Consider the following 14,678-nt stretch of genomic DNA (forward strand, 5'->3'; position numbering starts at 1 on the left):
AGAAATCGTCAACACTTAGCTTGATGCCATTGCAGTAATACGAAGTGGCGCATGAGGCAACGTTAAACCTTTTGCGTCATCTATCCAATCTTGCTCAATCTGCAGAACACCATTATTTATTTGCACACCCTGAGGCGTTATAAAGTCTAGATTCTTATCATCAAACTGAATCATAAGGCCTTTGACTGAAGGCATCATAAAAGATAGGAAACTTCCCATTTCATTAAAGAAGGCTTCATACTGCTCATATAAAAAAGTAAGCTCTTCTTTTTTGTAATACTGCTTCAGGTATTCGGGCTTAGTCTCAAGTTGCACCGACATATCGCACACATTTGCTCGCTCGACTAAGTCAATTCTCACTAACGCGTTAGCTAGTTTGAGAGCTCTCTCCGTCGGAACAGTAAAACGTCCTTCGTCGCTGACCTCTAACTCCATGGTTTTTTTGTCCGTGACGATAGATGCCGCATTAACTCCACATAAACGTCCTTCGCCAACTCGGACAAAACCGAAAGCAAACTGGAGTGCTTGCGTGTCTTCATTATCTAATTTTTTTACATGGCTATAGAAACGGCTGTACTCAACGTCAATCGTTTCAGCAACAACCTGTGTACTGCTAAAACCAATGACAAAAGATGATGCTAAAAATAGTGCCGCGCGTATCATTCGGATAAAAACTCCTCGTTAAATCGGATCATAGTTTGAAGCTCTTCAACATAAGCGGCTCCGCGCTCAGAGTAATTCATCAGCCCCTCGGCCAACGCCACTCCCGTGATAGGTATTTGGTTTGCACGCAATCTACTGCGTATTTCTCTTAAATCAGCATAAGCATCGTGACGATTCAGATTGCGCATATAGGTATATGTTGCTCTAGATAAGTTATTGAACTTAGCGACTTCATGAGAAGCGCCGTCATTCCTGCGATTTGGAACAAAACCACACCCTTTTGAAAAGCACCACAAACCAAAGAAGTTATAGCCTTTTCTTGCGAAGCGACTTGTTCCCCATGCCGACTCATTCGCAGCTTGAACTAAAACCAATTCGACGGGTAACACGTCTATTTTTTGCAGCAAGGCGGGTAGTTTTACTTTGAGTGGCTGCGTTGATTTAACGCGATACTCTTCCTCAAGCCACGCCAATCTGTCTAAATCATCTTTTGAAAGTGGCTCGTCTACCAATGCTTTCCTGTAAAGGGTCTGCACATAATGCCTAAGCGTCAGAAGATAAGCATTTTGCTTTTCTACCTCAGGTCTTAGGTAATTGAAGAACGCTTCCTTTTTCTCTTTTACATCCGTATAGGCAGAGAAATCAGGCACTGGTTTGTTGTCTTTTACCGTTTGCGGAACATCAAGAATATCCGGCTCGTCCTTTGTAAAGATGATGGCGTTAATAACAATTACCGCCAAAACCCCTAACGTAATAAGGACAATTTTAAACGTTTCTCGCTTATGCATCAAAGCTTGACTCATTCACATCATTTACAGATGCTTCCGTGCCCACTCCTTGCTCGCCAATCAATTCCTGATAGAGCAATCCCATCATACTAAAATAGAAAGGTAACACCCAAATTAAAGACAGACCAAAGGTGAGCGGCACCGACGCGAACAGTAGAAAGAACACACCGAAGATACTCGCAATTTGCGACCAGTAAGCGTTAAACACGCGGCAAGATAAAATGATGGCGCTTATAGGCGTTAGTTTCCTATCGGCCACTAACATCAGCGAAAACGATGAGGCTAAGTAAAAATACACGCCCGGTAAAATGAGTAGCATCATCCCTAACTGAAAAAGAATGCTATTCACTAACTGCGTTAACGCTAACAACAAAACGAGGGGAAAAAACTGAAATACAGTAAAAACAGATGTTTTGATGCCCCGCGCGACGAACACGCCCATCATATACAAACCGCTTAGCAGCGGAGCAACAATGCAAATCGCCACAATTTCTATAATAGACTGGTGCTCAAAAACGTAAGTTCCATCATCGTTTATAGTGATGTATTGCTGTGCAAATACGCCCAACACAACGAATGTTAAAAACAACACCACGCTACCTTGTAATAGCGAAGAAAAATTTGCTTTTGTTAACCCAGCAGCGCGGCGCAATAAGCCCTTGATATCGAAGTGATACTGTTTCGCTAACGTATTGTTTAATCGGTCAGTGTTTACGTCTTTCACACAACTCTCTTAATTTCTGGAAATCTTCGGGATTATATCAATTCGCGTAAACAAATGCCTGCCTGTATGCTAAACAAGAGTTAACCCAGTACCAGCTTTGCCGCTAAACCGACAAGTAATACGCCCATTGCCCGGTCTAGCCAATACCCTTTTTTACCAATAAGTTCAGCGACTCTACTCGTGCTTAAAAGGTAAGAGAGAAAGCAGAACCAAAGCCCTGTCGCTATAGCCAAATAAATACCATAGCCTAGCTTTACGGCAAAAGGAGTATCGATGCTGATGATTGCTGTAAAAAGAGAAAGAAAGAAGAGTGTTGCCTTTGGGTTGAGCCCATTGGTTAAAAATCCCATCCACACCGCACGTTTAGCTGAAATTTGCGTGCTCTTCTTTTCAAATGAAGGGCTTTCATCCTGCTTCACCGGCCCACTTTTAAGCGCGCCAAAAGCGAGATAAAGCAAATATGCGGCAGCTGCATAGCTAAAGGTGGTAAATAACCAAGGTGTCGTAGCGATAACTACGCTTAGCCCCACAAGGGAATAGGCCACATGCAGCAATATCGCTAAACCGATCCCCACGCTAGTATACAGCGCGATGCGTCTTCCGTACGCTACGCTGTTTCGCACCACTACAGCAAAATCAGGCCCTGGGCTTGCCACTGCTACAAGGTGTACAAGTGCAATGGTAAGGAATTCGTTCATATACTGCATCTTGCGCCTCCTACAGCGCGTATTTTGAAATTAAGTCGTCTACCCATCGGGGAACGATATGTGACGCTGGACCGGTTAACGATTCATCGAATAAGGCATTTGTTGCGCCCGGTGCTAAATTCGCTTCAATGGTGTGAGCACCGCTTTCTTTTGCAATCTGAACAAAACCTGCCGCAGGGTATACATTGCCCGATGTGCCAATAGCAACAAATAAATCTGCGTTGGCTAATGCACTGTATATTTCATCCATATACAGGGGCATTTCACCAAACCACACAATATCCGGCCTTAATGTGACGCGATTACAGCATGGGCATTTCGAGGTATGGTCAAAACTATCGCGCCATTCAAACGTTTCCTGAGAAATAGCGCATCGGGCTGACAGCAGTTCACCGTGCATGTGATAAACATTTTTGTTTCCGCCACGCTCATGAAGATCGTCTACGTTCTGCGTAACCAGCATTACATTATCACCGAATATGGTTTCAAGCTTTGCAAGCGCCATATGAGCGGCATTCGGCTTAACATCGTCTTGCTGGAGCTGAGCGCGCCGAGCATTGTAGAAACGATAAACCAAACCGGGGTTTCGCTCGAACGCTTCAGGCGTGGCAACGTCTTCCACACGGTGGTTCTCCCAAAGGCCGTCATTGTCTCTAAATGTTTTGAGCCCTGACTCAGCGGAAATACCTGCGCCCGTAAGTACAACTATTTTTGGTAGCGTGTTTTTAGTGTTCATAAACGTGATTCAAACGTGAGATATGCGAGCAGATTTGTTTTAACCTTACCCCAAGTTAAAACAAATAACAGCCATCGCACACAGCTTTATTTTGTATGGTCGTTAACAACAGGAAATTGTATATCGGCGCCCCACTCAGACCATGAACCATCGTAAATTGACACTTGAGTAGCTCCACACATCAAGGCAGCTACACCAACAATACACGCGGTAACACCCGAACCACAGGTACAGATAATAGGCTTGTCTAAATTGATATTTGCTTGCTCAAAAACCTTTTTGAGTTCTTCCTTGGCAAGGAAATGGCCGTTTTTTAGAAGTGTATCGAATGGAACATTATATGCGCCGGGCATGTGTCCCGACCTCACGCCTTGACGAGGCTCTGGCACCTCACCTTTGAAACGAAGCGAATTACGAGCATCAACTAACTGCGCGTCGGTATTTAATGCCTGAAGAACAGCGCTGGAATTTGCAAACCAGCCTGGGCGAGGCGTGGCCTGATAGGTTAATTTTCCATATTGCTGCTGTTCAGAAATAGGAAGACCTGCGTTTTCCCAAGCGGGTTGCCCACCATCTAATAAATAAACGTCTTGATGACCAATAGCTTTTAACATCCACCACACGCGTGGCGCGCTGTACATGCCACGTGTATCATAAACTGCTATTGGTGTATCAGCCGTAATACCTTGATTGCCCAAATAAATTGCAAAAGCATCTGCAGATGGCATGCTATGAGGAAATCCTGTGGTGTGATCGCTACCGTCTCCATCTAAATCAATGTCGACAGATGCTGGCAACACCATCGCGTTTCGCGCGTCAGGCGTTTTAGAAACGGGGTCGTCCATCAGTGCCCGCACAAGCGTAACAGGCTTTTGCTGCATAATGTTGGCTAAATCACCCACTGAAATTAACGCCGACGTCATAGCATTCTCCTTAATGACACCCACCGGAGCGGGTGTCTCTTTTTATACCGGCCTTAGTAAGCAATAAACCTAGCGCCAAAAACCGGACTACTATTAGCGATATTGTCTAATATCAAAAAGCACTGACTTAACCATTATCGCTAAGAAACGTTAACCCAATGCAGCAATGGCTGCTTCGTAGTTAGGTTCTTCAGTTGTCTCTGCAACCTGCTCTGTGTAAATCACCTTGCCTTCTGTATCGATAACCACTACTGAGCGAGAAAGAAGGCCTGTTAGAGGCGCAGATTCGAAGGTCACGCCGTAATCGTCGCCAAAGCTTGAACGGAATGTAGAACCGGTAAGTACGTTTTCGATACCTTCTGCACCACAAAAACGGCCAGCGGCAAACGGTAAGTCAGCAGAAACACAAATTACTGTAGTATTGTCTAGCTTCGACGCTTCCTCATTGAATTTACGTACTGACGTTGCACAGGTACCCGTGTCAATCGACGGAAAGATATTTAGAACTACGTTTTTACCTGCTAGTTCAGACAGTGTCACTTCGCCCAAATCTGCTTTGACAAGGGTAAATGCTGGTGCACTTGATCCCACTTCTGGTAGTTGACCCTTAGTTTTAACTTCATTACCTTGAAAAGTAACAGATGCCATTGGCTTTCTCCGTGATTAATTGAATTAAAATAGTGGATGTAAAACAACAGTTTCGCAAATTAAAGTGACGGTTTTTAAACGCTATCTTTAACCTGCGCTTCGGCAAACGCAAGCTTGTGCTGCAAATGAGGCTTACCTTTTAAATATTCCCGTCTAAACACACTAAAATAATGCGCTAATGTTTGTGCTCCTTCCTTTTGATTGGCTAGAGCTAAAACGCTAATGCCAACCTCAGCGGTACAATGTTGAAAATCATGTGTAGATTCTCGCAGCAAATAGTCTGAAGCCGCATCCATGCTTACGCCTAACACAGGAAAATTATGTAAATAAGGGCTCTTGGCAAACATTTTTTTTGCTTCACGCCATGTTCCATCCAAGAAGATAAATAGTAACGTTTTGCCCGTATTCAATGGCGGCGTATCAATACAGCGTTCAATTGCCGCATATTCGTGTGGAAATACCACAATGGGAAAGTATTTTTCGTCACCAAGGATGCGCATCAGCTCGTCATCAGGCTTGGTGCGCTTCCATAAAAATGCGTGGTTATCTCTCACAACATCCGCAATTAAGCGCCCTGTATTGGTGGGCTTGTAGTATTCACCTTTGTACATCAGAAATAAAACTGCCACGTCAGTGCCAGCTTTAGGCTTGTAAGTGCAAATACAATTTTGCGTTGGTAGCAGACACGCATCACAACGAACTACTTTGCTACCACGGGCGTGAAATGGACGTTCAGAACGAGATAGTTCGTCTAAACGAAGTGACATAATGGAATTCAAGTTAATGCGTCTTTGCCAAATTTTTTACGGATTTTATCATAGTAAAATGGATAAAAGAGGTTGATGAGCAAAGTTTAAAGTTGGAAAGACTAAGATAGCAAATGGTGCCCGGGGCCGGACTTGAACCGGCACGCTGTTACCAGCGAGGGATTTTAAATCCCTTGTGTCTACCAATTTCACCACCCGGGCATCGGGTTGCTTTTCAGCAAAGGTGTCAGGCGTAGAACCTGATGCTGCGTTGCAGCTTATGGAGGCGGAACCCGGAGTCGAACCGAGATAGACGGATTTGCAATCCGCTGCATAGCCATTCTGCCATTCCGCCAGATGCGTCTGGCGCGTGATTAAAACATCTCTTTGAGAGATTGGAGCGGGAAACGAGATTCGAACTCGCGACCCCGACCTTGGCAAGGTCGTGCTCTACCAACTGAGCTATTCCCGCATGTCTTAATCGACCATTTCGTTTGGTTGATGTCCTCTCGAAATGTGGGGTGCATTCTACCTACCCATTCAAAACTGTCAACACAAAAAAGTGTTTAAATTGAGATAAATGCGGTTTTTTATGATCGTTTGCTATTTTTTTATTCACTTTGATTAAACCGCGATCAATTTCACTTTATCGCATTACCGCGAAGGTGTGGCCAAGCTGCTTTTGTATAAACAACCATTGACCAAATTGACAACACTGCGGCGAAATATAAAAGAATATAACCCAAAGAAACCCAGTAGATTGGAAAGCCCATGAATGTCTCAAGACCCGATAAAAGCCCTATTAAGGCTAACATTTGCGCAGTGGTTTTTGCTTTGCCTATAAAAGATACTTGAACAGCATCCCTTACACCGTTTGAGCCCATCCATTCTCGCAGTGCTGAAACATAAATTTCACGAACCAGTAGCGCTATCGACGGCAATGTTATCCAGAGGGTTGCATAACTATGTGTGATCATGAGAAGTGCTGCGCCCACAATCAACTTGTCTGCCACTGGATCTAGAAACGCACCAAAAGGCGTGGATTGCTCAAGTTTTCTCGCTAGATAACCATCGAACCAGTCTGTGATGGCAGCTAGCCAAAAAATAAAAGCACCTGCTTCATGCGCCCAACGCCAATCGAGGAAATAAACAGTGACAAAAACAGGAATAAGAATTACTCGAAACAAAGTAATACAGTTTGGAACAGTCCACATAAAAAATACGTCTCAGTGTTATATGCCTCTATGGGCGTTTAGCGCGATCGCCTAGATGCTTGGCACCTTTCATTCTCATTACACATTACCTTAAATTGCAATGCATTGCTTGTTAGTCATTCATTTATTGATGCAGATGGTCATAAATCGTATCAGCCAACTCAGGGCTAATTCCAGGCACGCTCGCAATTTCGTCTTTGCTCGCTTTTTTGAGGCCTTGTAAACCTCCCATGTACTTGAGTAAAGACTGCCTGCGCTTCGCGCCTATACCAGGGATACTTTCCAGACTAGAGGTTGTTTTAACCTTTTGACGTCGATTGCGATGCCCTGTAATGGCAAAGCGGTGAGACTCATCGCGAATGTGCTGGATGAGATGTAACCCAGGAGAATGGCTGTCCATAGGAAGTACTTGGTGACTACCTGCAAGAATCAACGTTTCCAAACCAGGCTTACGTGTTGTGCCTTTAGCTACGCCTAAGAGCATAGGCTTTTTATCATGAGGCCAGTCTTCAAAAAACTGTTCCGCTTGGGCAAGCTGCCCCTTACCACCATCAATCAAAATCAGATCCGGAATTTTTTGCACTTCCTTAACTGACTTGTAGCGGCGTTTCAGCGCCTGTGCCATGGCAGCATAATCGTCACCTGGTGTAATGCCTTCAATGTTGTATCTGCGGTAGTCACTTTTTAGTGGCCCCTCGCGATTAAACACCACACAGGAAGCGACCGTCTGTTGCCCAGAGGTATGTGATATATCAAAACACTCCATACGTTGTAAGGGCGTTTCTACTTCCAAGGACGCTTCTAAATCGAGATAGCGGGCGAAGACTGACTTCTGCTGGCTATATTGTGCCTCAAGGGCTGTTTGCGCGTTTGATTGGGCGAGCTGAAGGTACTTTCGTTTTTCTTCTCTGGCACCTTTGAAGAAGTGTACTTTATGCCCCGCTTCGCTGGCCAATACTTCAGCTATCGCGCTCTCATCGCTTAGGGTATTGCTTAACACAATTTGCTTGGGAATAACTTTATTGCCTGCCAGATAGAACTGTAAAAAGAAGGACTCGAACACTTCTTGCTCATCAGCGATGTTAGGTACTTTCGGAAAATAAGCCTTACTACCCAATAATTGGCCTTCGCGAATGAACATGACTTGAATACAGGCCATATTGCCTTTAAAGGCAAAGCCGAATACGTCCATTTCATCTTGTGTACCGGCCACCCACTGACGTTCTTGAACTTTTCTAAGCGCGTTTATCTGGTCGCGATAACGCGCGGCCGCTTCGAAGTTTAAGGCTTCACTGGCTTTTTCCATCTTATCCACCAGCTCGCCAATCACTTGCTGGTTTTTTCCTTTTAAAAACAAGCGGGCGAAATTTACTTGCTCTTTATATTCCTCATCACTCACATAACCTTCAACACAAGGTGCACTGCACCGCTGCATTTGATATTGGAGGCAAGGTCTGCTTCGCGCGCGATAGTAGCTATCCTCACACTGACGTACAGGAAATATACGCTGCATTGAGCGCAAGCTCTCCCTGACAGACCAAGCACTAGGATAAGGACCAAAATATTCGCCTTTCTTTTTCTGAGGACCGCGATGAAAAGAAAGCCGCGGATGCTCATGATCTGACAAGAAGATAAACGGATAGGATTTATCATCACGCATTACTACGTTGTAACGCGGCTTGTATTTCTTGATGAAGTTGTTTTCGAGTAAGAACGCTTCGGTTTCACTGTTAACAACAGTAACGTCCATGTTCGCAATCTGGCTGACTAACGAACGGGTTTTAGCATTGTCTAAGTTTGTACGAAAATAACTCGACACACGCTTTTTGAGGTTTTTGGCCTTTCCTACGTAAATAACCTCTTCCTGGTTGTTGTACATGCGGTACACACCAGGCTGAGAGGTTAAGTTCTTAAGAAATGCTGCTGAATCGAATGCAGACATAATTACTTTAACATTGCGTGCTTTGCGACGCTTAAAAGGTATTAGGGTTGATAAGCTTGTGACGGTAAGCTAAATGGGTTAACTCTACGTCTGAACTCACACCTAATTTTTGAAACATTCTGTAGCGATATGTATTAACAGTTTTGGAGTTAATACATAGCTCTCGAGCTATATCTGGCACTTTGTGACCTTCGGTTAATCGCATGGCAATAGTAAGTTCTCTACTCGATAACTCATCAAATGGATTATCCGAACTGGGCAGCAGTTTACCTATAGCGATACTATTAGCCACTTCGCTATCAATGTATTTCTGCCCAGCCGCTACTTTTCTTATAGCGAGAATAACTTCATCAGGCTCAGCGTCTTTCGTTAGAAAGCCGAAGGCACCGGCATCCATAACCTGCATAGGTATCGGACTCTCTTTGTGCATAGACACACAAATGACCCGCGTATTTTCAGACATTCGAACAATTCTTTTTGTCGCTTCGAGCCCGCCTATACCAGGCATGTTCACGTCCATGAGTACCACATCCGGCGCATTTTTTCGGCACCACTGTACCGCGTCTTCACCATTTTTCGCTTCCGCGATAATAGTGAAATCATTAACGTCTTCCAGAATTCGGCGTATCCCTGTTCTGACCAAATCGTGGTCGTCTGCTAGGATTATTTTTATCACTCTAGTATCTCACTGACTTCAGTTTTATAGATATCTGGTTTCGAGGCCGTTAAATCAGTCAACTGTCATCGATAACAATTAACATTACGGGCCTCTCACCATAACCAAGTCATCATACCACGAGATATAGATTCGTGAAGTGTAGATACACAATTTGAAACTAAATTATTGATCTGAATTGCTTTTGGGTAATCAAACTGGCAAGTCGAACCAAAGTGCCACTGCATTTTCAATTGCTTCTATTGAAAAAGAATCGTGTTCATATATACCTATTGCGTCTCCAGCTCCTAGATTAATAGACTCAGACTCAACTGTGCTTTGGGATGAAACCCTCATATTGCCAGATATCACATGCAGATAACCTTTACGTGACTTAACTGCACTTCGCCATGTTTCATTTGCATTAAGCGTTAACCGGGATATCTCAGCGTTTTGCTTTATCTTTAACGACCCTTCTCTACCGTCACTGCTCACAAGCAGTTCTAGTGGCCCGTCTTGATTCAAAGCGCCGTGGTTATTTTTACCAAAGGTTTTTTGCGCATAGCTTGGTTTCCCTCCTTTTTCATCTGGCACAATCCATATTTGTAAAAAGTTGACCGCTTCATTGTCTGACGGATTGAACTCTGAATGCATGATTCCGCTTCCTGCACTCATTACCTGCACGTCGCCAGCTGGCACCGTGTACTCATTTCCAGTGCTGTCCTTGTGTTTCAACGCACCACTCACCACATAAGAAATGATTTCCATATCTCTGTGCCCATGTGTCTCAAACCCTCTGCCTGGTTGCACTACATCATCGTTAATAACACGCAGTACCGAAAAGCCCATGTGGTTTGCGTCATAGTAGTGGCCAAATGAGAAGCTGTGTTGACTCTTCAGCCAACCGAAGTCCACCTGCCCTCGTTCATTTGCGCGTCTCAAATAAATCATTACCTTTTCCTCTTGAATCACTAATGGTAAGGCGTACGTTTTCTTTTTTAATACATCGTCCAAAAACTACGCTTACTCTGATATCGATTATTTTAAATTCCAATAACTAGAAATAAAATGTCAGATAATTGAGCTTTTCGTTCTATAAATAAGGATATGAGAGGTGACGTTATATAGATTCAGTAGCAAAGCATAGACGTAGTAATGCTTCTTCTATTAAGGCTGGATGACAAGCTAAATTGAGTCGAATGTGATCTGGCGACCCAAAAGGGGCACCATCATTCCCAATAACGCCTCGGTCAATACATGCCTCAACGGTATTAGCTGGAGAATAATGCCGTTCACGCATACGCTGATGACTTGCATCGGCTTTGCCATAGGAGCTCGATTGATTTGATTCGTGCTTTTGACTTTCACCATCGGTCTCATTAGCAAACAAGGGCGATGATTCAGTACGTGTTGCGCTAAACGTTTTTAGATTTAACCATAGAAAATATCCGGCACGTCCCATCGTAAATTCAACCGAAATCCCATAGTGTTGGAAAAAGCGTTTAACCAACTTTCTATTGAAACTCAGCGCACCTTTTACTTCGTCTAGCCAAGTGCTACCTTCGCCATAGGCAGAAATTAGCGCAACCTTGCCTAGGTTACTTGCATTAAGATGATTATTGTTAATTGCTTCTGCAAAGGTTTCTCTGGTTTTTTTATGCTTTATCACAGCATAAGACGCACCAGGAATGCTGGCTAAATTAAATGCCTTTGAAACGCTGTTTAGATGTATCGCTCTTGGTAGTGTAAAAGGCCCGGCGTTTGACTTCGTATCAATATTGTTTTTGTTAGCGTGTTTTTGAAGTTCAAGACCAAACATCGAGATAATTGATGGCTCATCTACCGAGTTAAAGGCAAATTCACTGTGTACTTCATCGGTTATCAACAAAATATCGTGTTGCGAACAAAACTCAAAAATCGCGTTCTGCTCATCAAGAGTAAATACGGTGCCAGTTGGATTATTCGGGTGGCATATCACAAAGGCTGTCGCCGATTTATCAAGTGAAGATAAATCTACACTTTTTCTCATAGCGAGATCGCTACTGTCTTCATGACCTTGCTGATTATTTGTCTCTGCGTTTATCGAATTTTGATGACTAGGATCCACGTTGAGAGCAGCGCTGGTATCTATGGATGATTCTGTACATCGAATATAAACAGGCTGTAAGCCGTTGCGTTTTATGGACGATGTGAGTGGTTCGTAGGTAGGCGTTAGCACCATGACTTTATCGCCAGCTCGACAAAATGTACGAAGCGCCACATCTACAGCACTAATAACGCTTGCCACATCAACAATGTCTGTGCTTTCAATTTTGTAACGATAGCGAGATGGACTGCTGCGCTCATACCACGCCGCCACCGCCTCACCGATATCACAAGACTGATAACCATAGGTACTGCGCAGATTATTGCTAATCGCACTGATTATGCTATCACAAGGTGGAATGTCCATATCGGCTATCCACATTGGGATAGGACTTACATCAGATGAGGCATCTTCTGCAGGATTATTTAAAGGAATATTAAACCGGTGGAAAATGGCAGAATACTTTAATCGGGTTTTATCTCGCTTCAAATGAGAAGGTGAATGCCATACATCCTTAAAAGGCATAAATTCACTTTGTAGCGACGAAAACAAGGAAAACTGTTTCAACCCATGGTCCACGCTATCACTTCCCTTTCTCACTGCTAGTGTGGATGCGAGTTAGTTAACTGAGCCAAAGCAATTTTCAAGCGAATTGACCCAGAATTTAACGTCGCATCCCGACTAGCGTTTTTGCTTCTCTAATCTAGCTTTTCAAACACATTGAACTCTGAGAGTGTATGTTGATACTTACGCTTAGTTTCTCGTATAACAAAGGGGATCTCGGTTGGCTCTCCCACGCGTTTAAAGCCATCACCCAATGCATCTTCTAGCGCCTGGGTTGAACTTAAGGTCTCGCCGTTTTCATCCTTATAGCCACCTAGCCACTCACTTCGCTCGGTATATTCTTCAAGCCAAGTAAAAGGACTAGCTATAATTAACAAGCCCCCCTTATTTAGTCGCGTAGCCATGTCTTTCAACACCTTCCTTGGGCTGTACACTCTATCAATCAGGTTACCCATGAAAATGAGGTCGTACCCAGTAAATTGAGGCTTCAAGTTGCACGCATCACCTTGTGCAAACGCAACATTTTTTGCACACTCGGCGAGGCCTAATGAAGAAAGCTTACGCGCCTTAAATGACGTCAACTCACCTTCTTCTATTAGGTTATAGCGAATTTCGCCCCGCTCTTGCATATCAAATGCGGTTTTAATAAAGCGCGCCGAGAAATCTATACCGTCAACATGGTTGAAGTGCTTGGCTAATTCAAATGATGAACGACCTACCGCACACCCCAAATCAAGGGCTTTGGCATTTGGTCTTCCTTGCATAGCGTTAATGCAAAACAGTGCACTTGCTTTAGCAAAGTTAGGTACGTTGTAATATTCATCCCCATAATGAAATTCACTGTACTGTGAAACCTGCGTATCGCTTTCATAATCAAAATCGTTCACTGCTATTACTCGCTTCCCTTGAACATATCGAAAACCTGCGTGCTGAAAGAAATGTCGTCTAAATGCATAACGGCTGTCTTTCATCGCCTCGTTACCTGTAGAAATCCAGCTCCCCCCCTTGAAAAGATTGTGCTTATTATCAAAGGTAGGTGTAGTGAAATCATCGTAAAGAGGATGAACTTTGAAACCTTCAAAGGGGTAAATTGGTGTTTCAGTCCACTGCCAAACATTGCCAACTACATCATAAAATTCGCCAGAACGGTTTACCGTAACGGGCTCGCTCGACGCATACTTTTGAAGCGCGATATTAAATCCATCAGCGTACACCGCTTGCGTTACGCCCGCCTGTTGACGAAGCGCTAACCACTCATTTTCAGTAGGCAGACGAATAAGCTCACCGGTCAACTCGCTTTTATAATTGCAAAAGGCTTTCGCCTCGTGATAATTCACGTCGACTGGCCAGTCTAAAGGTAACGGGTGCTCTTCTAACATGCTTCGGTAAGCAAAGCTGTCCCCCTTCTTTATCCAAAACACAGGGTGCTGCGCTTTTGTATATTCACGCCATTTGTTGCCTTCGTCTTCCCAGTATTTGGCGTTGTTATAACCGCCATCTTGCACAAAGGCTAAAAACTCACCATTGCTCACCAAAAACTTAGAGGCACCGAACTCATTCACCGATTCGGCCTGATAACCATATTCGTTATCCCAACCGTAATACTCACTGTCCCACGACTTTTCGTTTACAACATCTTGCGATGGCACAGTAATCAAATCATTAACCTGCAGTTGCTCAATGTCTGTTGTCATATCTCGACACACTGGCCATTCGCTCTTAGGGCGAACAGATTCAATGGGCAGTTGACGTATGAGCACAGATGACGTTTCTAAATGGATGCGCTCGTGTTCAATCCCCATTACCACAGGCCACATAGGGTTATCCCAATCGATGGGCATAGTAAACGACATGGTATCAATTAAATCACAAACTAATGTGCGAACTTGATTCCGGTATTGTCGAACCTCCTCTACGCTGGGCCACTCATAATTAGCGTCGTTAAGATCGTCCCAGCTCATTTCATCCACACCGATGGCAAAAAGAGATTCAAATTTTGGATTGATCCGCTCGTTAATTGCCTTGGACAACACTAATTTATTAATAAAAAAAGTAGCCGTGTGGCCGAAATAGAAAATTAATGGGTGACGAAGCTTTTCGGGTCGTTGAAAGAATACTTCGTCGCTAGTTAGGCAAGAGAAAAGTGATTCATAGGTATCAAAAGAATCGAGAAAATAAGCTTTGATTTCTTTTCTTTTTTGCTCAACCGTTCCTTCCCTAAGGTTGAGTGTGGGCATTGCCTGCATAATGTCCTCTCGTATTATTTTTATGTACTACCAACT

The 14,678-nt window shown here is 43.8% G+C and carries 14 protein-coding genes and 3 tRNA genes; all 17 read right to left on the reverse strand.

The window, feature by feature from the left end; translation table 11 throughout:
• Nucleotides 1-15: 15 nt before the first annotated feature.
• A complete protein-coding gene (locus tag C6Y39_RS11425; protein ID WP_105931359.1) occupies nucleotides 16-663 on the reverse strand; it encodes a DUF2987 domain-containing protein in 648 nt (215 codons plus the stop codon).
• Entirely contained in the window at nucleotides 660-1,451 is a 792-nt protein-coding gene (locus C6Y39_RS11430; RefSeq protein ID WP_105931483.1) for a glucosaminidase domain-containing protein, read from the reverse strand. The genes C6Y39_RS11425 and C6Y39_RS11430 overlap by 4 nt, the downstream gene beginning before the upstream one ends.
• Nucleotides 1,444-2,175, reverse strand: a complete 732-nt coding sequence (locus C6Y39_RS11435; protein ID WP_105931360.1) for a stress protein — start codon at nucleotides 2,173-2,175, stop codon at nucleotides 1,444-1,446. Before C6Y39_RS11435 ends, C6Y39_RS11430 begins: the two co-directional genes overlap by 8 nt.
• An 80-nt stretch (nucleotides 2,176-2,255) precedes the next feature.
• Nucleotides 2,256-2,882: a LysE family translocator gene (locus tag C6Y39_RS11440; protein ID WP_105931361.1), complete on the reverse strand. Its 627-nt coding sequence runs from the start codon at nucleotides 2,880-2,882 to the stop codon at nucleotides 2,256-2,258.
• Nucleotides 2,883-2,892: 10 nt separating this feature from the next.
• Nucleotides 2,893-3,618: a Sir2 family NAD+-dependent deacetylase gene (gene cobB, locus C6Y39_RS11445; RefSeq protein ID WP_105931362.1), complete on the reverse strand. Its 726-nt coding sequence runs from the start codon at nucleotides 3,616-3,618 to the stop codon at nucleotides 2,893-2,895.
• A gap of 86 nt (nucleotides 3,619-3,704) precedes the next feature.
• Complete coding sequence (locus C6Y39_RS11450) at nucleotides 3,705-4,541, reverse strand: sulfurtransferase (RefSeq protein WP_105931363.1); 837 nt, start codon at nucleotides 4,539-4,541, stop codon at nucleotides 3,705-3,707.
• Nucleotides 4,542-4,691: 150 nt separating this feature from the next.
• The gene (gene tpx / locus C6Y39_RS11455; RefSeq protein ID WP_105931364.1) at nucleotides 4,692-5,189 is read right to left on the reverse strand and encodes a thiol peroxidase; all 498 of its coding nucleotides are present in this window, start codon (nucleotides 5,187-5,189) and stop codon (nucleotides 4,692-4,694) included.
• Between the two features lie 74 nt (nucleotides 5,190-5,263).
• Complete coding sequence (locus tag C6Y39_RS11460) at nucleotides 5,264-5,956, reverse strand: tRNA-uridine aminocarboxypropyltransferase (protein ID WP_105931365.1); 693 nt, start codon at nucleotides 5,954-5,956, stop codon at nucleotides 5,264-5,266.
• 114 nt (nucleotides 5,957-6,070) lie between these two features.
• Nucleotides 6,071-6,157, reverse strand: a tRNA-Leu gene (locus C6Y39_RS11465).
• Nucleotides 6,158-6,216: 59 nt separating this feature from the next.
• A tRNA-Cys gene (locus C6Y39_RS11470) sits at nucleotides 6,217-6,290 on the reverse strand.
• 41 nt (nucleotides 6,291-6,331) lie between these two features.
• Nucleotides 6,332-6,407: transfer RNA gene (locus tag C6Y39_RS11475), tRNA-Gly, on the reverse strand.
• A gap of 169 nt (nucleotides 6,408-6,576) precedes the next feature.
• Nucleotides 6,577-7,149, reverse strand: coding sequence for a CDP-diacylglycerol--glycerol-3-phosphate 3-phosphatidyltransferase (gene pgsA / locus C6Y39_RS11480; RefSeq protein WP_105931366.1), 573 nt, complete (start codon nucleotides 7,147-7,149; stop codon nucleotides 6,577-6,579).
• Nucleotides 7,150-7,273: 124 nt separating this feature from the next.
• Complete coding sequence (uvrC, locus tag C6Y39_RS11485; RefSeq protein WP_105931367.1) at nucleotides 7,274-9,091, reverse strand: excinuclease ABC subunit UvrC; 1,818 nt, start codon at nucleotides 9,089-9,091, stop codon at nucleotides 7,274-7,276.
• A gap of 31 nt (nucleotides 9,092-9,122) precedes the next feature.
• Nucleotides 9,123-9,767, reverse strand: a complete 645-nt coding sequence (gene uvrY, locus C6Y39_RS11490) for a UvrY/SirA/GacA family response regulator transcription factor (RefSeq protein ID WP_105931368.1) — start codon at nucleotides 9,765-9,767, stop codon at nucleotides 9,123-9,125.
• A gap of 192 nt (nucleotides 9,768-9,959) precedes the next feature.
• A complete protein-coding gene (locus tag C6Y39_RS11495) occupies nucleotides 9,960-10,697 on the reverse strand; it encodes a pirin family protein (RefSeq protein WP_105931484.1) in 738 nt (245 codons plus the stop codon).
• 169 nt (nucleotides 10,698-10,866) lie between these two features.
• Nucleotides 10,867-12,357, reverse strand: coding sequence for an aminotransferase class I/II-fold pyridoxal phosphate-dependent enzyme (locus tag C6Y39_RS11500; protein WP_105931485.1), 1,491 nt, complete (start codon nucleotides 12,355-12,357; stop codon nucleotides 10,867-10,869).
• A gap of 173 nt (nucleotides 12,358-12,530) precedes the next feature.
• Nucleotides 12,531-14,642: a 5-histidylcysteine sulfoxide synthase gene (ovoA, locus tag C6Y39_RS11505; RefSeq protein ID WP_105931369.1), complete on the reverse strand. Its 2,112-nt coding sequence runs from the start codon at nucleotides 14,640-14,642 to the stop codon at nucleotides 12,531-12,533.
• Nucleotides 14,643-14,678 lie beyond the last annotated feature (36 nt).

It is taken from the genome of Alteromonas gracilis, from assembly GCF_002993325.1.
GTDB lineage: Bacteria > Pseudomonadota > Gammaproteobacteria > Enterobacterales > Alteromonadaceae > Alteromonas > Alteromonas gracilis.